Annotated in this window: 20 protein-coding genes; 12 read left to right on the top strand and 8 right to left on the bottom strand. The window is 52.9% G+C overall.

Annotation, left to right across the window (positions count from 1 at the left end; genetic code table 11):
* Positions 1–281: 281 nt before the first annotated feature.
* The 6 genes from lptD to KCG43_RS04545 all read left to right on the top strand — a co-directional run bounded on the left by lptD (position 282) and on the right by KCG43_RS04545 (position 7,052).
* A complete protein-coding gene (gene lptD, locus KCG43_RS04520; protein ID WP_192015419.1) occupies positions 282–2,621 on the top strand; it encodes an LPS assembly protein LptD in 2,340 nt (779 codons plus the stop codon).
* Between the two features lie 58 nt (positions 2,622–2,679).
* Positions 2,680–3,984 (top strand): peptidylprolyl isomerase SurA, encoded by a 1,305-nt coding sequence (surA, locus tag KCG43_RS04525; protein WP_218383566.1) that lies wholly within the window; start codon positions 2,680–2,682, stop codon positions 3,982–3,984.
* On the top strand, positions 3,971–4,963 hold the full coding sequence (pdxA, locus tag KCG43_RS04530; RefSeq protein WP_192015417.1) for a 4-hydroxythreonine-4-phosphate dehydrogenase PdxA: 993 nt from the start codon (positions 3,971–3,973) through the stop codon (positions 4,961–4,963). Before surA ends, pdxA begins: the two co-directional genes overlap by 14 nt.
* The gene (rsmA, locus tag KCG43_RS04535; protein ID WP_218383568.1) at positions 4,960–5,772 is read left to right on the top strand and encodes a 16S rRNA (adenine(1518)-N(6)/adenine(1519)-N(6))-dimethyltransferase RsmA; all 813 of its coding nucleotides are present in this window, start codon (positions 4,960–4,962) and stop codon (positions 5,770–5,772) included. Before pdxA ends, rsmA begins: the two co-directional genes overlap by 4 nt.
* Positions 5,773–5,846: 74 nt before the next feature.
* Positions 5,847–6,230 carry a Co2+/Mg2+ efflux protein ApaG gene (gene apaG / locus KCG43_RS04540; RefSeq protein WP_303459140.1) on the top strand — a complete coding sequence of 128 codons (384 nt, stop codon included), beginning with the start codon at positions 5,847–5,849 and terminating at the stop codon, positions 6,228–6,230.
* A gap of 12 nt (positions 6,231–6,242) precedes the next feature.
* Positions 6,243–7,052: a symmetrical bis(5'-nucleosyl)-tetraphosphatase gene (locus KCG43_RS04545; RefSeq protein WP_218383571.1), complete on the top strand. Its 810-nt coding sequence runs from the start codon at positions 6,243–6,245 to the stop codon at positions 7,050–7,052.
* A 46-nt stretch (positions 7,053–7,098) separates the two neighbouring features.
* Here the strand turns inward: KCG43_RS04545 and KCG43_RS04550 are convergent, their stop codons facing one another.
* Entirely contained in the window at positions 7,099–7,995 is an 897-nt protein-coding gene (locus KCG43_RS04550) for a LysR family transcriptional regulator (protein ID WP_218383573.1), read from the bottom strand.
* 123 nt (positions 7,996–8,118) lie between these two features.
* Here KCG43_RS04550 and KCG43_RS04555 point away from each other — a divergent pair, with 123 nt between their 5' ends.
* Positions 8,119–8,736: a LysE family transporter gene (locus tag KCG43_RS04555; RefSeq protein WP_192015413.1), complete on the top strand. Its 618-nt coding sequence runs from the start codon at positions 8,119–8,121 to the stop codon at positions 8,734–8,736.
* 76 nt (positions 8,737–8,812) lie between these two features.
* On the opposite strand, the gene folA is transcribed toward KCG43_RS04555, so the two are convergent.
* From folA to rplU, 6 genes are all read right to left on the bottom strand, one after another.
* On the bottom strand, positions 8,813–9,295 hold the full coding sequence (folA, locus tag KCG43_RS04560; RefSeq protein ID WP_192015412.1) for a type 3 dihydrofolate reductase: 483 nt from the start codon (positions 9,293–9,295) through the stop codon (positions 8,813–8,815).
* 14 nt (positions 9,296–9,309) lie between these two features.
* A complete protein-coding gene (locus tag KCG43_RS04565; protein ID WP_255557859.1) occupies positions 9,310–9,783 on the bottom strand; it encodes a threonine/serine exporter family protein in 474 nt (157 codons plus the stop codon).
* A complete protein-coding gene (locus KCG43_RS04570) occupies positions 9,780–10,559 on the bottom strand; it encodes a threonine/serine exporter family protein (protein WP_218383575.1) in 780 nt (259 codons plus the stop codon). Before KCG43_RS04570 ends, KCG43_RS04565 begins: the two co-directional genes overlap by 4 nt.
* Before the next feature lie 113 nt (positions 10,560–10,672).
* On the bottom strand, positions 10,673–11,857 hold the full coding sequence (gene cgtA / locus KCG43_RS04575; protein ID WP_218383578.1) for an Obg family GTPase CgtA: 1,185 nt from the start codon (positions 11,855–11,857) through the stop codon (positions 10,673–10,675).
* Positions 11,858–12,047: 190 nt separating this feature from the next.
* A complete protein-coding gene (gene rpmA / locus KCG43_RS04580; protein ID WP_027251812.1) occupies positions 12,048–12,308 on the bottom strand; it encodes a 50S ribosomal protein L27 in 261 nt (86 codons plus the stop codon).
* Positions 12,309–12,326: 18 nt separating this feature from the next.
* Positions 12,327–12,638, bottom strand: coding sequence for a 50S ribosomal protein L21 (gene rplU / locus KCG43_RS04585; protein WP_027251813.1), 312 nt, complete (start codon positions 12,636–12,638; stop codon positions 12,327–12,329).
* A gap of 277 nt (positions 12,639–12,915) precedes the next feature.
* Here rplU and ispB point away from each other — a divergent pair, with 277 nt between their 5' ends.
* Both ispB and KCG43_RS04595 read left to right on the top strand, forming a co-directional pair.
* Positions 12,916–13,887, top strand: a complete 972-nt coding sequence (gene ispB, locus KCG43_RS04590; RefSeq protein WP_192015409.1) for an octaprenyl diphosphate synthase — start codon at positions 12,916–12,918, stop codon at positions 13,885–13,887.
* A gap of 211 nt (positions 13,888–14,098) precedes the next feature.
* On the top strand, positions 14,099–14,290 hold the full coding sequence (locus KCG43_RS04595) for a hypothetical protein (protein WP_218383580.1): 192 nt from the start codon (positions 14,099–14,101) through the stop codon (positions 14,288–14,290).
* Positions 14,291–14,392: 102 nt separating this feature from the next.
* Here KCG43_RS04595 and mdh read toward each other — a convergent pair whose 3' ends face one another.
* Positions 14,393–15,331: a malate dehydrogenase gene (gene mdh, locus KCG43_RS04600; protein ID WP_192015407.1), complete on the bottom strand. Its 939-nt coding sequence runs from the start codon at positions 15,329–15,331 to the stop codon at positions 14,393–14,395.
* 370 nt (positions 15,332–15,701) lie between these two features.
* On the opposite strand from mdh, the gene argR reads away from it, so the two are divergent.
* From argR to KCG43_RS04615, 3 genes are all read left to right on the top strand, one after another.
* Positions 15,702–16,172 (top strand): transcriptional regulator ArgR, encoded by a 471-nt coding sequence (gene argR, locus KCG43_RS04605; protein WP_027251817.1) that lies wholly within the window; start codon positions 15,702–15,704, stop codon positions 16,170–16,172.
* A gap of 282 nt (positions 16,173–16,454) precedes the next feature.
* Positions 16,455–17,423, top strand: a complete 969-nt coding sequence (locus KCG43_RS04610; protein ID WP_192015406.1) for a TAXI family TRAP transporter solute-binding subunit — start codon at positions 16,455–16,457, stop codon at positions 17,421–17,423.
* A gap of 160 nt (positions 17,424–17,583) precedes the next feature.
* Positions 17,584–20,187 carry a TRAP transporter permease gene (locus KCG43_RS04615; RefSeq protein WP_218383582.1) on the top strand — a complete coding sequence of 868 codons (2,604 nt, stop codon included), beginning with the start codon at positions 17,584–17,586 and terminating at the stop codon, positions 20,185–20,187.
* The last annotated feature ends 13 nt before the right edge of the window (positions 20,188–20,200 follow it).

Consider the following 20,200-nt stretch of genomic DNA (forward strand, 5'->3'; position numbering starts at 1 on the left):
TAATTTGCTAAATTGTGCCCACGAATGCCGTCTAGTCTTACGAAAAGAGATAGGTCTGTCAGCGTGACTTGCTGTCATAAAGCACAGCGCCGTCCGATAAAGACCTCGCGGCATAATAGCAGAAAAAACAATAATGAATTTATCCGGTCCGATGATTACAGAGCCCCATAGAGATGCCGATAAGCAGAAATTGCTTTATCATAGCAGCCTTTATTGCGGGGACGGCAGGGCCGGTCTGGACACCTTTGCGCTATATCATGAACACAGGAAATTAAATCTCAATGTCATTCACTTCTCGCAGCTTATTGGCGACCATGATCAGCATAGCTTTATATGGCCCGTCAGCTTTCGCCAATGATGCCCTCATTGAGAATGAAGCCAGCCCGACGGCAGAGGAAGAGCTTGCTCTGGTCAAAGGCATGTGCCTGGCCCCGGATCCCAGTGACGGTGATCCCAATAATGCCCCGATCAGAATCACCGCCGATAAGGCAGAGGCGGACAGCGACGCCAGTGTGACCTACTCCGGCGATGTGGTGGTTCGGCAATCCAACCGGACAGTGGCGGCCGATGTCGCCACCATGAACCAGCAAAATAATACTGTCAGTGCCAAAGGCAACGTGTATTTCCACGATGGCAGCATTGAAGTTTATGCTGACAACATGCACAACAACCTGGATACCGACGATGCAGAAATCAACAACGCCGTCTATAGCCTGACCTGTGAAGCCGGCCGGGGTGAAGCCACTAAAATTGAAAAGCAGGGCATGACCTACTATCGCCTGCGCAACGGCACTTACACCACATGCCCGCCCGGTGATAAAAGCTGGCAATTTACTGCCACCAGCATTGAACGTGAAGCTGATTCACCGTTTGCTGACCTGTATAACGCCCGGTTCGAAATACTTGAAGTGCCGGTGTTCTACATGCCTTACCTGCGTGTACCTGTTGGTGACGAACGGCTGACCGGTTTTCTCTATCCAACCGTGAGTTACGGCTCTCGTGACGGTTTTGAGCTGGAAACCCCGTTTTACTGGAATATTGCCCCCAACTACGATCTGACCTTTACTCCGAAATACATGAGTAACCGCGGCTTGCAGCTCAACAGCCAGTTCCGTTATCTCACTGATCTGGGACAAGGCAGCCTGAAAGGGGAATATCTCGGCAGCGATGAAGCCTCCGATACTGACGATGCACGCTGGGCCTACAACTGGTCCCACAGCGGCCGGTATCAGGATAACTGGCTGTTCAACATTGATTACAGCAAGGTCAGCGACGTGACCTATTTCTCGGATGTCGATTCAGAGATCGGCCGCCGGGAAGACAACAACCTGCTGCAAACCGGCGAAGTGACCTATCAGGAAGAAAAGTGGAACTCAACTTTACGGGTCAGGAACTTCCAGCCGCTGACGCCGGGTGTGTCATCCAACTACCGTTTGATGCCGCAGCTGACCTTCAACTACTACGAGCCTGAACTGGGCTATGATCTGGACTTTGGCTTCCTGAGCCATATCAGCCGGTTTGAAAATGACGATTCGACGAAACCATCTGCCGATCGTGTCCATTTAGAGCCGTCTCTGACGCTGCCGTTCGCGACTCCCTGGTGGTCAATGACCACGGAAGCCAAGCTGATGTACACCTACTACAATCAGGAGTTCGATCCCACAATCGCCGGTCTGGAAGATCTGGAAGAAACAGCGTCCCGGACTGTGCCCAGTCTGCGAATGCTGACAGGCTTGTATTTCGAGCGGGATACTGACCTGTTCGGTGATGCTTATGTCCAGAGTCTGGAACCGCAACTCCAGTACCTGTACATCAAGGATGTGGAGCAGAGCGACATTTACGGCTCATACGACACCACTATCCTGCAAACCGATTATTACGGTTTGTTCCGTGATCGCCGTTACTCCAGCGTCGACCGCATTGCCGCCGCCAACCAGTTTACTGTCGGTGCCACCACCCGCTTTTTCGACAATAATCTGAAAGAGCGCTTCAACCTCGCCTTTGGCCAGATTTTCTACCTCAACGATTCCGGCCGGAATTTGCAGGAAGAAGGCGAATCTCAGCCGAATTATTCGGCCTCGGCGTTTGAGTCTGATTTCAACTTTAATGACTGGCTCTTCTTTCACGGCGGCCTGCAATATGATGCCAGTGAAAGAGACATGCAGTTTGCCAACGCCGCACTGGAATACCGCGAAGGCGGCCTGTTCAGCCAGCTGAACTACCGCTACGTGTCAAAAGAATACATCCAGCAGAGCCTGCCGGATAACAACCAGATAGATAATTACACCCAAGAAGGTATTTCTCAGATTGGCTTCTCAACCGGATTCCCGATTCACGCCGGACTGAGTGTACGGGGGGATTACTACCACGATGTAACAGAAAACCAGATGGTGGAAGGCCAGGTCTCACTCAATTACCGCTCCGACTGCTGGATGATCACGCTGGGCTACAACCAGTACATGGTGGCGCGCAGCAACGTCAACACCCAGCCGGTTGAGTACGAACAGAACTTCAGTATCTCGTTCTCACTACTTGGCCTGGCAGGGGTTTCCGCCGTCGGCGCGTCGTCAGCCAGTGGCAATGCCATTGCATACGGACGACCTTTCTACCTGAACAATTAACAGGCCGGGCCAAGGCCCGCCCTAACCAACCGCGCATTGAAGCGCCCTGGATACGGATATGAAAATGTGGAAGTCTTTTATTCTCGGCCTGACTCTTCTGGGCCTGACAACCGGTTCACTGGCCGCCCTGCAGCCACTGGACAAAGTGGTCACTATTGTTAACGACAGCGTTATCCTGCAAAGCGACGTCGATGCGATGCTGAAAACCGTCCACCTCAATGCGGCGCGTCAGGGCCAGCCTCTGCCGGATGACAGCATTTTGGCCAATCAGGTGATGGAAAAGCTCATCATGGAAACCCTGCAGCTGCAACAGGCAGAACAATTTGGTATCCGTATTGATGACAACCGCCTGGATCAGGCGATCAGCCAGATTGCAGCCGAGCAAAACATGTCCGTGGCCCATCTGCAGCAGGAGCTGGCAGCCGGTGGCATCAGCTACCCGATTTTCCGCGAACAAATCCGCCGTGACCTGACTGCCAGCGAAGCCCGTACCATTATGGTGCGCCGCCGGATCAACATTCTGCCGCAGGAAGTGGACAGCCTGGTGACCCAACTGGGCCAGCAGCAGCAGGAAAGCGTGCAATACAATGTCAGCCATATCCTGATCCGCCTGAGCGAAGGTGCCAGTCAGTCTGAGCGCCAGACGGCCGAGCGCAAAGCCAACGAACTGCTGGCGCAATTGAATCAGGGGGCTGATTTCACCAACCTGGCCTACAGTGCGTCAAATGGTCCCAAAGCTCTGCAGGGGGGTGCCTGGGGCTGGATGAGCCCGGAAGAAATGCCGACTATCTTTGCCGATCAGATCCAAGGTCAGGGGAAAGGTGCTATCATAGGGCCATTCCGCAGCGGTGTGGGTTACCACATTCTCAAAATCAATGATGTGAAAGGCCAGGAGACTGTCTCAGTCACTGAAATCAATGCCCGCCACATCCTGCTGAAAACTTCTCTCATCCTTAGCGATGAAGGAGCGAAGAAACAGCTCGAGCAGGTTCGCCAGGACATTATCGCCGGTCAGCGCAGCTTTGCTGATGCAGCCCAGGCACTGAGTGCCGATCCGGGCTCTGCGGCCAATGGCGGTGAACTGGGCTGGCAGACGCCAGATATTTACGTCCCTGAATTCAAACAGCAGGTTGAAACCCTGCCTGCAGGCACCATCAGTGAACCGTTCCAGACGGTACACGGCTGGCATATTGTGGAAGTGCTGGATCGCCGTCAGGTTGACCGCACCGATGCGGCCGCGAAGAACCGTGCTTACCGGATTCTCTTCAGCCGTAAATTTAACGAGGAAGCCCAGGCGTGGCTGCAGGAACTGCGGGCCGGCGCCTATATAGAACAACCAGGATTTGATGATGAACAAGGTTAAACGTATTGCCATCACGCCGGGAGAACCGGCGGGTATTGGCCCGGATCTCGTCGTGGCGCTGGCACAACAGCCGTGGCCGCACGAGCTGGTAGTTTGTGCCAACGCCGAACTTATGGCAGAACGTGCGGCCCTGCTGGGCTTACCGCTGGAAATCATCAGCTATGATCCAAGCCGTCCGGCTCAGCCACATCGTGCAGGCACTCTGGTGGTGGACAGCCACCAACTGAAAGCCAGTGTGACCCCAGGCCAGCTTGACGAGCACAACGGACATTATGTGCTGGACACCCTCCGCCGTGCTGCCGAAGGCAATATGGACGGCGAATTTGCCGCACTGGTCACCGGGCCGGTGCATAAGGGCATCATTAACCGTGCGGGCGTATCATTCAGCGGACACACAGAATTTTTCGCCCAGCAGGCACAATCCAACCAAGTGGTGATGATGCTGGCAACCGAAGGGTTGCGTGTGGCGCTGGTAACCACCCACATTCCGCTGGCTTATGTGGCCAAAGCGGTGACTGAAGATCGTATTCATCAGGTGATTCGGGTGCTGCATGCCGATCTGATCAGCAAGTTTGGCATCAAACAACCGAAAATTTATGTTTGTGGCCTCAACCCGCATGCCGGTGAAGATGGCCACTTGGGCCGTGAAGAGATCGAAGTGATCACTCCGGCCTTGAATGTTCTGAGAGAGCAGGACGGTATGGATCTGGTTGGCCCGCTGCCAGCCGATACGATTTTCCAGGATAAGTACCTGGCCGAAGCCGATGCCGTACTGGCAATGTACCACGATCAGGGTCTGCCAGTGCTGAAATTCAAAGGATTCGGTAATGCCGTCAATATCACTCTGGGATTACCTTTTATCCGAACATCAGTTGATCATGGTACCGCATTGGAACTCGCCGGTACCGGACAGGCGGACACAGGGAGCCTCTGGACAGCGCTTACCCACGCCATCGAAATGGTAGATAAAAAACAATGAGCAGTGATCAGGTCCATTTAGGCCACCGCGCCCGTAAGCGCTTTGGCCAGAACTTCTTGCACGACGAATACATCATCGACAACATTGTCGCCTCAATTAACCCGAGACCGGGCCAGAATCTGGTTGAAATCGGTCCTGGTTTGGGCGCTCTGACCGAGCCAGTCGGTAAACAAGTCGATAAATTTACGGTGATTGAACTTGACCGCGATCTGGCCGAGCGGTTACGCAATCACCCGGATCTGTCTGGTAAGCTGACTATCCATGAAGGCGATGCCATGCGTTTCGACTTCACTCAGCTGATCAGGGAAAACAACAAACTGCGGATTTTTGGCAACCTGCCTTACAACATTTCAACGCCGCTGATGTTCCACCTGTTCAGTTTCCATCAGCATATTGAAGATATGCATTTCATGCTGCAAAAAGAAGTGGTCAACCGTCTGGCTGCCGGCCCGGGCACCAAAGCCTATGGCCGCCTGACCGTGATGGCACAATATTACTGCAAAGTGATGCCAGTGCTTGAAGTGCCGCCCAGCGCCTTCAAACCCGCACCTAAAGTAGATTCTGCTGTGGTTCGACTGGCGCCGTATGAAACATTACCGCATCCTTGTACTAACCTGAAATGGCTGGACCGTGTTTGCCGGGATGGCTTTAACCAGCGCCGTAAAACGGTGCGTAACTGCTTTAAAGCCATCATGGATGTGGACACGCTGGAAAGCCTGGGCATTAACCCTGGCTCGCGTCCGGAAAACCTGACACTTGAACAGTTTGTGTCTATGGCTAACTGGCTGGATGCCAACCACAGCCACTAAGTAATATGCCGGGCCATGGCGCCCGGCAACTGCCTTGCACAAAGGCATTGTCGTATCAGAAAGGAAGCAGCAAGGTGAACAACAAAGTTATCCCTACCATCAAATGCCGGGTCATCACCCATTACATTGATGATCAGTCTGAGCCTGAGCAGAACCGCTACGTCTTTTCGTACACCATTACCATTTGCAACCTGGGCCAGGGCAACGCACAACTGCTTCGCCGCCGCTGGCTGATCACAGATGCCAATGGCAAGAAGCTGGTAGTTGAAGGTGAAGGTGTCGTCGGTGAACAACCTACCATAGCCCCCAATGATGAATACACCTATACCAGCGGCACCATCATAGAAACGCCACTGGGTGTGATGGAAGGCCATTACGTCATGATTGACGACAATGGTAACGAGTTCAATGCCGAAATCGTGCCTTTCCGTTTGGCTATCCCCAATATTCTTCACTAAACAGGGTCGATCATGGCAACCTATCTGGTCGGTGATATTCAGGGCTGTTACCGTGAACTCTGCACGCTTCTCGAGCGTGCAGGCTTCAGTGAACAGCACGATGAACTCTGGCTGGCCGGCGATCTGGTTGCCCGCGGGCCGGATTCTCTGGCCACCCTGCGTCTGGTGAAATCACTGGGTAACAGTGCCACCTGCGTGCTGGGTAACCACGATTTGCACTTACTGGCCGTGGCCCGGGGCATAGGCAAGGCCAAGCAGAAAGATCGGATTGATCAGATTTTGCAGGCCAGCGACGGTGAAGCATTACTCGATTGGCTCAGCCGCCAGCCTCTGCTGGCCGAACACCCCACACACCCTGTTGTCATGGTCCATGCCGGTATCCCGCCACAATGGCAACTCGACGATGCCCGCCGCTGTGCACGTGACGTCGAGGCCATGTTACAAAGCGAGCAGCAGCAATGGCTGCTGAGCAATATGTACGGTAATGAGCCTGAACAGTGGGATCCTGCATTGGCGGGACTGGATCGGTTACGCTACACCATCAACGCGCTGACCCGGATGCGCTATCTGTATCCCGATGGCCGGCTGGAGATGCATTGCAAGCAGCCACCGGGCGAACCGGGCACCGAGCATCTGCAGCCCTGGTTCCAGTTTGCGCGCTCGCAGCCGCTGGGAAAAACCATTATTTTCGGCCACTGGGCCTCTCTGATGGGTTATCAGGATGAAAATGCTATCGGACTGGACACCGGGTGTGTCTGGGGCCATCAGCTCACTATGCTGCGCTGGGAAGACCAACAATGGTTTAAGCAAGACAGGCTCTGACAGGGCCAAGGTTTTTTCTCCACACACTCAGTGCTCAGCTCGCCGCTTAACCCTTGAGAGCCGCGAAGACCGCCTGACGGGTTGCCGTCATTTCCTGACGTAACCAGTTGAGCAGTGCTACCACCCTTTCATCGGCCTCGATCGCGATAGGTGATAACAGATAGTAAGATGAGCCGTCCGCAATAAAGCCGGCAGGGGCGACCAGACGGCGATGTCTGATGTCGTTACCCACCATATACACCGAACTTAACCCGTAGCCACCGCCTGCCTGAACCGCTTCCAGCATGATATAGAAATGCTCGAACCAGACATCTTCTGCCACATTCACCGCCTGGTTAGCCTGATGCTGCCAGTCAGCCCAGGCCGCAGGCCGGCTTTTGGTATGCAGCAGAGTGGTCGGCGAAGTCAACGCCTCTCCTTGCGCATACTGCTCAGCCAGCACCACGGGCCCGACATACTCAGGGCCTATCGGCTCGGCATGATAACCCTGCTTCCAACTGAAGTCATTGCGACGAATGGCGACATCCGTCTGGCTTTTCACAAAGTCGATCGGACCACCCGATGCGTTAAGGTGCAGCTGAATATCAGGATGGGCGGCCTTGAAATCAGCCAGTCGGGGGATCAGCCATTTCATCATGATGGTCGGTTCACAGGAAATCACCAGAGGCGACTGGCTTTCCTCCGCTTTCAACTCTCTGAGGGTGTTTTTCAGAATCGACAGCATTTCATGGCAAGCTGTTTTGAGTTTCTGTCCCTCTGAGGTCAAAAAGATCCCGCGGTTACGTCGCTCAAACAAAATGACGCCAAGGGCACTCTCCAATTGCTTGATCTGACGGCTCACCGCTGACTGGGTCACACACAACTCATCCGCGGCTTTTACCAGGCTCTGATGACGGGCTGCAGCTTCAAACACCCGCAATGTATTTAACGATGGCAGATTCATAATCGATGACTTTTTCGCATGGATTTCGATGACAACTTATCAATATTCAATGGGTTGTATTTCATCAACAATAGTAACCAATTCATCCATCCGTTACTCATCATTATTCAGGGAAATATACACATGGCCGAACTTTTTGCTGTCGCGTTAATTACAATTCTCGCGGTGATCAGCCCGGGCGCTGATTTTGCAATGGTGACACGAAACAGCTATCTGCACGGTCGTCGTGCGGGTCTGTATGCCGCGCTGGGCATTGCGCTGGGGGTGCTCATCCATGTGGGCTACACCATGCTGGGGGTAGGGGTTCTTATCGCCACCTCCCCAGCCCTGTTCACCGTCATCAAGTATGTCGGGGCTTTGTATCTGGTTTACATCGGTTTCTGTACTCTGCACAGCAAGACTGAACTCACGCTGGCCACTGACAATATCGCGGTTTTATCCGGCTTTGCTTCGTTCAGACAAGGATTACTGACCAATGCCCTGAACCCCAAAACCACGCTTTTTGTGCTGAGCACTTTCACCCAGATTGTCAGTCCGGACACCTCACTCTTGCTGCAAAGCGGCTATGGCTTATTCATGTCTCTGGCGCACTGGATCTGGTTCAGCCTGGTTGCCTTGTTCTTCTCCCAGCAAGCACTGAGACATAAAATGTTGAGCAAACAAGGGCCGATTAACCGAACCATTGGCAGCATACTGATGTTATTAGGGGGATCGCTGGCCTTATCGCCGATGGCCGGCTAGCTGGCACACGTTACCATGCCAACTGTTGGCATGGTAACGGCTAAAACCGGAAGCAAAAAAACAGCGGCAGGCAGGTTTACTGGCGCTCCAGTATCACAAATTCCATGTGGTGGGCATTTTTCTCATCGGCCGCGTAGTGCTCGCTGTGCGTCTGCCGCCAGCCGTCTCCCCAGTCCGGGAAGCAAGTATCTCCCTCGACACTGAGATCGATAAAGGTCAGATAGAGACAGTCTGCGACCGGCAGACATTCTGCGTACACGCTGCCGCCACCTATGATCATCAATTCATCGACCTGCCCTGCAGCCACCTGAGCAGCAGGGAGATCGGCCACCACCGTCACGCCGTCGGCGGCAAAGTCCGGGTTACGGCTGATCACAATATTGTGGCGTCCCGGCAAAGGCCGGCCAATGGATTCAAACGTTTTGCGTCCCATGACAACAGGTTTGCCCATGGTGACTTTTTTAAACCAGGCAAAATCGGCTGGCAAGTGCCAGGGCATGGCGTTGTCTTTGCCAATCACACGATCTTTTGCCATGGCGGCAACCATACTGATCTTCACACGTCGACTCCCTTTTAAATCACTGGTCGGCGACGATAAAACATTAAGCCGGGCATTGCCAGTCCTATGGCCAGCGCTGCCACGGTAAAGGCTGCGGTGATCCCGTTTTCGGCCATACGCTGCCAGATCTCAGGAGAAAAACCATGCTGATTGAGATCCACCAGCGCAATCATGGTCTTAAAAGCATAAACACCGGGCACCATGGGGATCACGGCCGCCACGGTGAACACATGAGGTGGCGCCAGCAGCCGGCGCGACCCGATGATTCCTGTCATCCCGACCAGCAAAGCGGCAAAGAAGCTCGCCCATTCAATCAGCATGCCCTGATGCATAAGCACAAAACGGCAACCGTGACCGAGCGCCCCCGCCATGGCGCAGTACTTCAACGCCCTGACCGGCACATTAAATACCATGGCAAACCCGACAGCCGGAATCGCGGCCAGCATCATATCTGCAGACAGTGTGTACAGCCATTGCCAGAACGTCATGTCAGCCACCCCCAGACATTAAACAGGTTCATCGCCGCCACTATGCCCAGGCTGGTCGACAAGGTCAGCAGACTGGCCATCACCCAGCGGGAAATACCCAGATTCACGAAACCTGACACCATATCGGCGACAGCATTAATCAGCGGAAACCCCGGCACCAGCAATAATACCGACGATGCCATCGCCAGAAAGGGCTGATTACCCAGCTCGAACAAAGGGGCAGACGCGGAGACAGCCGTCGCGACAAACGCGGCAGCAGCAAAAGTCAGCAGCGGATTGAAATGATGATGCGCCATCATCAGACGCAGCGCCATGGCGGCAGATGCGGCGAACAAGGTAATCAGGGCCACCGTCAGATCGCCGCCGGCCAGAAGACAGAATGCGGCACAGGACAGGCCGATCATCAGGATCACCAGCAGCGGCGGATAGCGCTGGGGCTGAAGGGCTAACAGACGCTTCGTCATAGCCGCAGGATCCAGCAGCCCCTTTTCCGCCATGATGCACAGATGATGGATCCGGGTAACAATCGCCATATTGATCCCATGATCCCGGCAGCGGCGCGTGGTCGTCAGACAATGATCTTCCACATGCACAGTGACCACAATGGCATTGGCGGTCAATGCAATGTTGACCTCATCCACCCCCAGTGCCAGGCCGACACGCTGGCTGACATCCACCACCACCGCAGATTCCGCGCCATGCTGTAACAGCCGCTGACCAACCTGAGCGACTATCCGGGCAATCTCCCGTTCCGTTTTAACTGTAACCGGCTGCATCTTGACTCCCTCAGAGCTTTTCTGTTGATCATTATCTCCGCTATGAGAAAGACCAATTTGATGAGGCACAAAAAAACCGCTCCAAAGAGCGGTTTTTCACATCAGACGGCCAGTTACGGCTTGTAAATGATTTCGACGTCGTAATCGTCTTCGTTCCAATCATCCCAGTCGTCATCGTCGTCATCGTCATCACTTTTCGCAGCACTTTTCTTCAGCTGCTGCTCGTGGTAATCGTCCCACTTGAAATCGACTTTGGTTTCTTCGGTTTCGTCTTCTTCAATCAGAGCCTGAGGAATGGAGTCAATCAAATCCATCAGCTCATAGGTCAATGGCTTGATACCGGTACGGTTCAGCGCAGAAATACAGAAGTACTTCTCATCCCATGCCAGTGCTTCCAGCACTTCCTGGATCTTCTCCTGAGCTTCCTCTTCCTGCAGCAGATCAACTTTGTTAAAGATGATCCAACGCGGCTTGTTCACCAGCTTCTCGCTGTACTGCTCCAGCTCATTAAGGATAGTGAAGGCGTTTTCCACCGGATCCGAGCCGTCTGCCGGCAGCAGATCGATCATGTGCAGCAGCACACGGCAACGCTCCAGGTGTTTCAGGAAGCGAATACCCAGGCCGGCACCGTCGGCAGCACCTTCGATCAGACCGGGAATATCAGCGACCACGAAACTGCGCTCGCTATCGACCCGTACCACACCCAAGCTAGGCACTAAGGTAGTAAACGGATAATCCGCCACTTTTGGCTTAGCGGCCGATACAGCGCGGATAAAGGTCGATTTACCGGCATTCGGCAAACCCAGCATGCCGACATCCGCCAGCAGCAGCAGCTCCAGACGCAGGTGACGAATCTCACCTTTGGTGCCCATAGTCTTCTGACGTGGCGCACGGTTGACCGAGGACTTGAACCGGGTGTTACCCAAACCGTGGAAACCACCTTTGGCTACCATGATCTTCATACCGTGCTGGGTCAGATCGGCGATCACTTCACCGGTTTCTTCGTCCACGGCACGCGTACCCACAGGGACAGACAGTACCTGGTCATCGCCTCGCTTACCGGTACAGTTACCGCCGCGGCCGTTTTCGCCGCGCTCAGCTGCATGAAAACGTTCGAAACGGTAATCGATCAGCGTGTTGAGGTTTTCATCGGCCAGCAGGTATACATCACCGCCGTCACCGCCGTCACCGCCATCAGGCCCACCTTTGGGGACATATTTTTCACGGCGGAAGCTGACAGTACCGTTGCCGCCATCACCTGCATCCACCCGGATTACCGCTTCATCTACAAATTTCATCTTATTCTCCGCACTCTGGCGTTCACTTCGCCAGCCAGGGATAGTCACCACCTGACTGTCTTTATTGTAATACCAATCGGAATAATTCTCAGGGCTTTACACCCGCAGGCACTCAAACTGATATTGTCCTGTGCCATAACAAAAAGCCCCGCCAATAGGCAGGGCTTTCACGTTCTTAACGAAACTGAATTTATTCAGCAGATTCGATAGAAACGAATTTACGGTTTTTAGGACCTTTCACTTCGAATTTCACTTTGCCATCAGTCAGAGCGAACAGAGTGTGGTCTTTACCCAAACCTACGTTGTTACCAGCGTGGAACTTAGTGCCACGTTGACGAACGATGATGTTACCTGCCAGTACAGATTCGCCACCGAAACGCTTAACACCTAGGCGTTTACTTTCTGAGTCACGGCCGTTACGAGTAGAACCGCCAGCTTTTTTGTGTGCCATCTCTAAACTCTCCTATTATTAAGCGCTGATGCCAGTAATTTTGACTTCAGTGAACCACTGACGGTGGCCCATTTGCTTACGAGAATGCTTACGACGACGGAACTTAACGATTTTTACTTTATCGCCGCGACCGTGCGTAACAACTTCAGCAGTCACTTTACCACCCGCAACGAATGGTGCACCAACTGTTACTTCTTCACCGTTAGCAACCAGCAGAACTTTGTCAAATTCAACGTTCGCACCAGTTTCAACGTCCAGTTTTTCCAAGCGTAAGGTTTGGCCTTCGCTTACTCGGTGTTGCTTACCACCACTTTGGAAAACAGCGTACATGTCTTACTCCGCTTATCCGCATAGGCCATTTGCCACGGCAAAATTGGGCAATGGGTATGCGCTTAATCTTGTCATCAATAGGGCGCGAATATTACTGGAAAACGCCGAACATGGCAAGCCGTTGGCTAAAGAAAATTGGTGAAAAGCTGCTCAACAGAAAAAGTCGCCTAAATAGCTGCAATGTAGGTTAGGAAGCCGGGAAGATTTTAGTGTAGTATGCGTGCATAATTCTTATTTTGATTGCGCCGATACGGCTAACAATTTTGCTGGATGTATCATGGATTTCAAAGCTATCCAAGCACTCACCGCTGACGACATGGCGGCGGTTGACGCAAAGATTCAGGCCCAACTCACTTCAGACGTCGCCCTGATCAACCAACTGGGATTTTACATTGTCAGCAGCGGTGGCAAGCGTTTGCGCCCCATTCTGGCAATTCTGGCCGCCCGGGCTCTTGGTTACCAGGGTGAAAAACACATCACCGCTGCGGCATTTATCGAATTTATTCACACCGCCACTTTGCTCCATGACGATGTGGTGGACGAATCTGATATGCGCCGCGGGAAAGCAACAGCCAATGCCGCATTCGGCAATGCGGCCAGCGTACTGGTCGGTGATTATATCTACACCCGCTCCTTCCAGATGATGACCAGCCTGAGATCCCTGAAGATCCTGGACATCATGAGCGAAGCAACCAATGTGATCGCCGAAGGTGAAGTCCAGCAGTTAATGAACTGCAATGATCCTGACACTACCGAAGCCAGCTATATGCAGGTGATCTACTCCAAAACGGCGCGACTGTTTGAAGCGGCAACCCAGGTGGCAGCCATTCTTTCAGATGCGCCAGAATCGGTAGAGCAAGCGCTGCAAGACTATGGCCGTTATCTTGGGACCGCCTTCCAGCTGATTGACGATGTGCTTGATTACAACGCCGATGGCGAGGAGATGGGCAAAAACGTGGGGGATGATCTGGCGGAAGGCAAACCCACCCTGCCGCTGCTTCACGCCATGCACCACGGTAACCCAGAGCAAACCGCCATGATTCGCGCCGCGATAGAGCAAGGCAACGGGCTGGATAAACTGCAACCGATTCTGGCCTGTATGGAAGAGCACGGCTCTCTGGCTTACACTCAGCAACGCGCTGAAGAAGAAGCAGATAAAGCCATTGCCGCCCTGTCGGTACTGGCCGAAAGCGAGTATAAAGATGCCCTGATCGCGGTCGCCCGGCTGTCGGTCAATCGCACCAAATAAACCCGCCCCTTCAGCGAAAACGGCCTGACTCCTGTCCAGGCCGTTTTTTGTTGCACTCTCTTGCTACACAGCCCCGGCAGCCAAGCTGTTCGACACGATTTTCACTCACGGAATGGCTCTGCACTGAGCTCAAATTCTCTTTACGCTATAGTTATACAAGGTAAAGGGATACCTGTGCCCTGACCGTTTCTTCCCAAGACGGAGGTGACGCATGCAAGCCAATCAACTGAAAAAAGGAATGTGGGTAGAATACCCGCAAGGGATCGCTGAAGTGATCGAGATAGATCCGGATCATGACACTGCATTGATCGAGAATCTGAAGGATCATAAAAGGATCCATATCCCGTGCAGTGAACTGACCGACGAGCCTCAGCTGCACAGCGGCTGCGGCGACTATTACTGAGCAATCTCCCTTATATGCCAATGCCAGAAACAACAAAGCGGCCGGAGGGCCGCTTTGTTCATTGTCGTCAGGCCATGACGGCCTGGTGTCGGTACGCCGGCTTTATTTTGCCGCGAACTCTTCACCCAAAGCGATATCGCCTTTCAGGGTATCCAGCATGCTGTCCAAGGCATTCTGCTCGAACGCGCTCAGGCTGCCGTAATCCAGCACTTCTTCCACGCCGTCTTTACCCAGACGAACTGGCTGAGCAAAGAAGCGAGCGTGCTTGCCGTTGCCTTCCACGTAAGCGCATTCAACCACATTTTGCTCACCCTGCATGGCACGCACCAGTGCCAGACCAAAACGGCAAGCCGCCTGACCCATAGACAGAGTGGCAGAACCGCCGCCCGCTTTGGCTTCAACCACTTCCGTACCCGCGTTCTGGATGCGAGGAGTCAGTGCTTTCACTTCTTCTTCAGTGAACTCAACACCTTCAACCTGAGACAGCAGAGGCAGGATAGTCACGCCTGAGTGGCCGCCGATGACAGGCACATTCACGTCACGCGGGTTCAGGCCTTTCAGCTCACCAACAAAGGTTTCTGAACGGATGATATCCAGCGTAGTCACACCGAACAGCTTGCGCTTGTCATAGACGCCGGCTTTTTTCAGAACGTCTGCTGCGATAGCCACAGTCGTGTTAACCGGGTTAGTGATGATACCGATACAGGCATTTGGACAGACAACCGCAATTTTTTCAGCCAGTGATTTCACAATACCAGCATTGACGTTGAACAGATCCGCACGGTCCATCCCTGGTTTACGGGCAACGCCAGCAGAAATCAGCACCACATCCGCACCTTCAAGTGCAGGGGTTGGATCTTCACCAGCATAACCTTTGATAGAAACAGGAGTTGGTATGTGGCTCAGGTCAGCAGCAACACCAGGGGTAACAGGGGCAATATCATAAAGTGCCAGGTCAGAGCCGGCAGGCAGTTCATTCTTCAGTAGCAGAGCCAAAGCCTGGCCGATACCACCAGCCGCACCAATAACAGCAACTTTCATTTTCGTTCTCCTTTACGATAGAAGTCAGGGTTCATCAGACAGACCCCTTCAGATAGAATTCAGGCCGTATACCCAATGTTTCAAACCCTTACTAATGTCTCTCAGTTTCTCGGGCTCCAAGACGGTATAGCAAGCCTAAAAGAAAAACAATCATGCCCCCTCAGCTTTGCGAAGTTGCGCAGGGGCCAGAATTGTTTTTTCTTCCACCGAAAAAGACAAAAACTGTCTCAATAGTGGATTTATTTAATAGTTATGCAGTCGGCTAAACTATTAACAGTAACCTAGTTCCAAGTTCGAATGAACATTGTTTGCTACCTACTAACAGGTTGTGACAAAATACGGACCCTCTCCCTGTACATGAAATTTACTTATGCGTAGTTCTGATAAACAAGAACGCTTGATAAAAGCATTCAAATCCATACTCAAGGAAGAAAAATTCAGCTCTCAAGGTGAGATAGTCGATGCCTTGAAAGCGCAGGGCTTCGATAACATTAACCAGTCGAAAGTGTCACGGATGCTGACCAAATTCGGCGCGGTACGTACCCGCAACGCTAAAATGGAAATGGTGTATTGCCTGCCCGTAGAGCTGGGCGTACCGACCATCAGCAGTCCGTTGAAAGAACTGGTCATGGAAGTGGGTTATAACCATGCCATGGTCGTGATTCACACTGGTCCGGGCGCGGCGCAAGTGATCGCCCGTTTGCTTGACTCACTGGGCCGCGCCGAAGGTATCTTGGGTGTTGTAGCGGGGGATGACACGATTTTCATCACACCAACCCTGACCACAACCGCTGAAGAGCTCTTCGACTCTGTCTGCTCGCTGTTTGATTACAGTAAGTAAGTCAATCTTCAGGCAACGCCCTCTCCGTTTACCCTGAGAGGGCGGGCTTCTTCCCCCTTCCCCGCCCCGTCTTTTCCCGCTTGGTTACCCTGCTTTACAGTGGATAGTTATGCTCTGAAATATGGTCAGTTGTCGCAATATCATTACTTTTTCACAAAAAGGTTTTTACATTATTTCAATAATACGCCGATCGTTTGCTATTATCTCTTTGATTTGTTTAAAGCATTGCGGGCCGTGTACCTGCAGCACTGATAAGAAATAACACAACAGGAAGGGATCACAATGGCGTTTACAAAACTGTTAAAAGTCAGCGCATTATCTGCCACCGTTCTTGCCTCAGGATTGGCGCAAGCGGAAGAGTTCATCACTATTGGTACAGGTTCTGTCACCGGTGTGTATTATCCTACCGGCGGTGCTATCTGTAAGCTGGTGAACAACGATCGTAAAACCAATGGCATTCGCTGCTCTGTCGAATCAACCGGCGGGTCTGTATACAACGTGAACACTATGCGAGCCGGTGAACTGGATTTCGGCGTGGTGCAGTCTGACTGGCAATATCACGGCTATAACGGTACCAGTGAGTTTAAAGAGTTAGGTCCGTATAAAGAAATGCGTGCTGTTTTCTCACTGCACACAGAACCGTTCAACATTATTGCCCGTACAGATTCAGGCATTAATAACCTGGATGATCTGAAAGGCAAACGCGTCAATATTGGTAACCCGGGCTCTGGTGACCGTGCCACCATGGAAGTAGTGATGACTACCATGGGCTGGAGTAAAGATGACTTCAAACTGGCGGCCGAGCTGAAGGGCTCTGAGCGCTCTCAGGCCTTGTGTGATAACAAGATCGACGCCTTTGTTTACGTAGTTGGCCATCCGAACGGTTCAATCAAAGAAGCAACCACTTCTTGTGATGCCAAACTGATTCCGGCTACAGGTGCTGCTATCGACAAACTGGTGGCCGACAATCCTTACTATGCAAAATCGACCGTACCGGGCGGCATGTACCGTGGTACCGACAGCGACGTCAACAGCTTTGGTGTTGCCGCGACGTTAGTTTCTTCAACCAAAGTATCGGATGATGCGGTGTATGCGCTGGTCAAAGCCGTGTTTGAGAACTTCCATGTTTTCACTCGCCTGCACCCAAGCTTCGCCAACCTGAAGAAAGAAGACATGATCAAAGCCGGTATTTCCATCCCATTACATCCGGGCGCAGAGAAATACTACAAAGAAGTGGGTTTGATCAAATAAGCCAACAGCTGTTCATCCTGCAAAGTGCACCGTCTTGACGGTGCACTTTTTGTCTGTCAGAGCACAAAAATGTCCCCTGTCAGATCAATTAGCCAGACTACAATAAAAACTGAAACCTCAAACAGTTAATAACGGATCGCTCCTGAAATAAGGAAGTAGCATGACAAAAACCAACCATGACGATGTCCAGAACATGGTGGCACAGGCGGATACCGGCGCACGCAGCCCCAAAGGGGTGCAGGGACAAGTTCTGTGGGTTGCCGCACTTTGCTGGTCATTGTTCCAGCTTTGGTATGCCTCTCCGCTCCCTTTTATATTTAATGTCGGCATCTTCAACGATACCGAAGCACGTTCAATCCATTTGGCATTTGCCACTTTTTTGGCCTTTACTGCCTTCCCTGCCCTGAAGGGTTCACTCAGGGATCACATTCCACTGCAAGATTGGATCCTGGCGCTGCTGGCGAGTTTTTCTGCCGCCTATATCTACCTGTTTTACGAAGTCTTATCCGGGCGTTCCGGCGCGCCAACCACGCTGGATGTCGTCATATCTGTGCTAGGGATGCTGTTGCTTCTTGAGGCAACGCGACGGGCACTGGGCCCTCCACTGATGGTGGTCGCCTCTGTTTTCCTGCTGTATACCTTCGCCGGCCCTTACATGCCGGATGTCATTGCGCACAAAGGTGCCAGCCTTAATAAAGCCATGTCGCACTTGTGGCTGACCACTGAAGGCGTCTTCGGGGTTGCACTGGGTGTCTCTACCGCCTTTGTTTTCCTGTTTGTGCTGTTCGGCTCGATGCTCGAACGGGCGGGTGCTGGCGCCTATTTCATCAAAGTTGCCTTTTCGTTACTTGGTCATATGCGCGGCGGTCCAGCAAAAGCGGCCGTGGTCGCATCCGGCTTGTCTGGCCTGGTATCCGGCTCGTCCATTGCTAACGTGGTCACCACGGGCACCTTTACTATTCCGCTGATGAAACGGGTGGGCTTCCCTGGCTACAAAGCCGGAGCTGTTGAGGTTGCGGCCTCAACCAACGGCCAGCTCACGCCGCCCATCATGGGTGCAGCGGCATTTTTGATGGTGGAGTATGTCGGCGTCTCTTATGTCGAAGTAATTAAGGCTGCTATTCTGCCGGCCCTGATCTCTTATATTGCCCTGCTTTACATCGTCCATTTGGAAGCATGTAAAGCCGGTATGACAGGTCTGCCCCGTCATTATCAGCCCACGCTGGCGCAAAAACTGACCTCTTTTGTTGGTACCATAGTCGGCCTGATGGTGCTCAGTGCCATAGTGTATTACGGCATCGGCTGGACCAAAGACGTGTTTGGCGCTGCTGCCACACCTATCATAGCGGTTGTGATCCTGATTGCTTATGTCGCTCTGGTTCGTCTGGCGGCCAACTATCAGGATCATCTGCTGGAAGATCCTGATCAGGCACTAACCGAAGTACCGGATCCCGGTCCGACAGTGAAATCCGGTTTGTACTTCCTGTTGCCCATCGTTGTGCTGGTCTGGTGTCTGACCGTTGAGCGTTTCTCGCCAGGCTTATCAGCTTTCTGGGCAACGGTGTTTATGATTTTCATCCTGCTGACCCAGCGTCCGCTCATGGCTATCTTTACCAAAGAGCAGACGCTGACAGAAGCAGGTCAACAAGGCTGGCACGATCTGCTGGAAAGTCTGGTCACCGGCGGGCGTAATATGATAGGTATCGGTGTCGCCACTGCCGCCGCCGGTATTATCGTGGGCGTGGTGACACTGACGGGCGTAGGCCTGGTGATGACCGACTTCGTCGAATTCATCTCAGGCGGCAACATCATGCTGATGCTGCTGTTTACCGCCGTGATCAGCCTGATCCTCGGTATGGGGCTGCCAACCACGGCGAACTACATAGTGGTGTCGACCCTGATGGCGCCGGTTATTGTCACCCTGGGGGCTGAAAACGGCCTGATCATTCCGCTTCTGGCCGTACATCTGTTCGTGTTCTATTTCGGTATTCTGGCTGATGATACCCCGCCGGTCGGTCTGGCTGCATTTGCGGCCGCCGCGATTGCGAAAAGCGATCCTATCCGTACCGGTATTCAGGGTTTCACCTATGATATCCGCACCGCCATCCTGCCCTTCATGTTCATTTTCAATACCCAGCTCTTGCTGATGGACATTGATACCTGGTGGCACCTGTTCCTGACCGTAGCGTCCGCTGTCATTGCCATGCTCACCTTCTCTTCGGCGACCCAGGGATGGTGGTTCACCAAAGTCAAATGGTGGGAGTCCATCCTGCTGCTGTTGATCACTTTCTCGCTGTTCCGCCCCGGTTTCTGGTGGGACATGGTCTATCCGCCCAAACACGAAATGCCGGGAAGCCTGATTGTCGATGCCGCCGATAAACTGGCCATTGGTGAGCCGCTGGAAGTCCAGGCGACAGGGATGGATTTGATGGGCGATCAAGTGACCAAGCATGTACTGCTGCCGTTTGATAAGCAGGCTGTCGATCCGAATGAGAAAATTGCCTCGACCGGACTGATGCTCAAGCAGGAAGGCGAGAAAATGATGGTTGAATTGGTTGAGTTTGGCAGCCCGGCCGAGCAGGCGGGTATTGATTTTGGCTGGGAGATTGTCACTGTCAGCCTGCCGGCGGCCAGACCAATGAAAGAGTGGGTCTTCGTACCAACGCTGGCTCTGCTGGCTTTACTGGGCTGGAATCAGCGGCGAAAAGCCAAACGTGACGCTGCCGTCAAAGGTGAAACACACAAAAATGCGGAACAAGGCTAAACTCTAGTCAGCA

Origin of the sequence: Photobacterium sp. WH24 (assembly GCF_019204055.1) — a bacterium.
In the GTDB taxonomy this organism is placed as follows: domain Bacteria; phylum Pseudomonadota; class Gammaproteobacteria; order Enterobacterales; family Vibrionaceae; genus Photobacterium; species Photobacterium arenosum.

Bases quoted from the DNA above. Each gene is read 5' to 3' on its own strand.
- lptD (WP_192015419.1), top strand. From the start codon at position 282: ATGTCATTCACTTCTCGCAGCTTATTGGCGACCATGATCAGCATAGCT.
- surA (WP_218383566.1), top strand. From the start codon at position 2,680: ATGAAAATGTGGAAGTCTTTTATTCTCGGCCTGACTCTTCTGGGCCTG.
- pdxA (WP_192015417.1), top strand. From the start codon at position 3,971: ATGAACAAGGTTAAACGTATTGCCATCACGCCGGGAGAACCGGCGGGT.
- rsmA (WP_218383568.1), top strand. From the start codon at position 4,960: ATGAGCAGTGATCAGGTCCATTTAGGCCACCGCGCCCGTAAGCGCTTT.
- KCG43_RS04545 (WP_218383571.1), top strand. From the start codon at position 6,243: ATGGCAACCTATCTGGTCGGTGATATTCAGGGCTGTTACCGTGAACTC.
- KCG43_RS04550 (WP_218383573.1), bottom strand. From the start codon at position 7,995: ATGAATCTGCCATCGTTAAATACATTGCGGGTGTTTGAAGCTGCAGCC.
- KCG43_RS04555 (WP_192015413.1), top strand. From the start codon at position 8,119: ATGGCCGAACTTTTTGCTGTCGCGTTAATTACAATTCTCGCGGTGATC.
- KCG43_RS04565 (WP_255557859.1), bottom strand. From the start codon at position 9,783: ATGACGTTCTGGCAATGGCTGTACACACTGTCTGCAGATATGATGCTG.
- KCG43_RS04570 (WP_218383575.1), bottom strand. From the start codon at position 10,559: ATGCAGCCGGTTACAGTTAAAACGGAACGGGAGATTGCCCGGATAGTC.
- cgtA (WP_218383578.1), bottom strand. From the start codon at position 11,857: ATGAAATTTGTAGATGAAGCGGTAATCCGGGTGGATGCAGGTGATGGC.
- rpmA (WP_027251812.1), bottom strand. From the start codon at position 12,308: ATGGCACACAAAAAAGCTGGCGGTTCTACTCGTAACGGCCGTGACTCA.
- rplU (WP_027251813.1), bottom strand. From the start codon at position 12,638: ATGTACGCTGTTTTCCAAAGTGGTGGTAAGCAACACCGAGTAAGCGAA.
- ispB (WP_192015409.1), top strand. From the start codon at position 12,916: ATGGATTTCAAAGCTATCCAAGCACTCACCGCTGACGACATGGCGGCG.
- KCG43_RS04595 (WP_218383580.1), top strand. From the start codon at position 14,099: ATGCAAGCCAATCAACTGAAAAAAGGAATGTGGGTAGAATACCCGCAA.
- mdh (WP_192015407.1), bottom strand. From the start codon at position 15,331: ATGAAAGTTGCTGTTATTGGTGCGGCTGGTGGTATCGGCCAGGCTTTG.
- argR (WP_027251817.1), top strand. From the start codon at position 15,702: ATGCGTAGTTCTGATAAACAAGAACGCTTGATAAAAGCATTCAAATCC.
- KCG43_RS04610 (WP_192015406.1), top strand. From the start codon at position 16,455: ATGGCGTTTACAAAACTGTTAAAAGTCAGCGCATTATCTGCCACCGTT.
- KCG43_RS04615 (WP_218383582.1), top strand. From the start codon at position 17,584: ATGACAAAAACCAACCATGACGATGTCCAGAACATGGTGGCACAGGCG.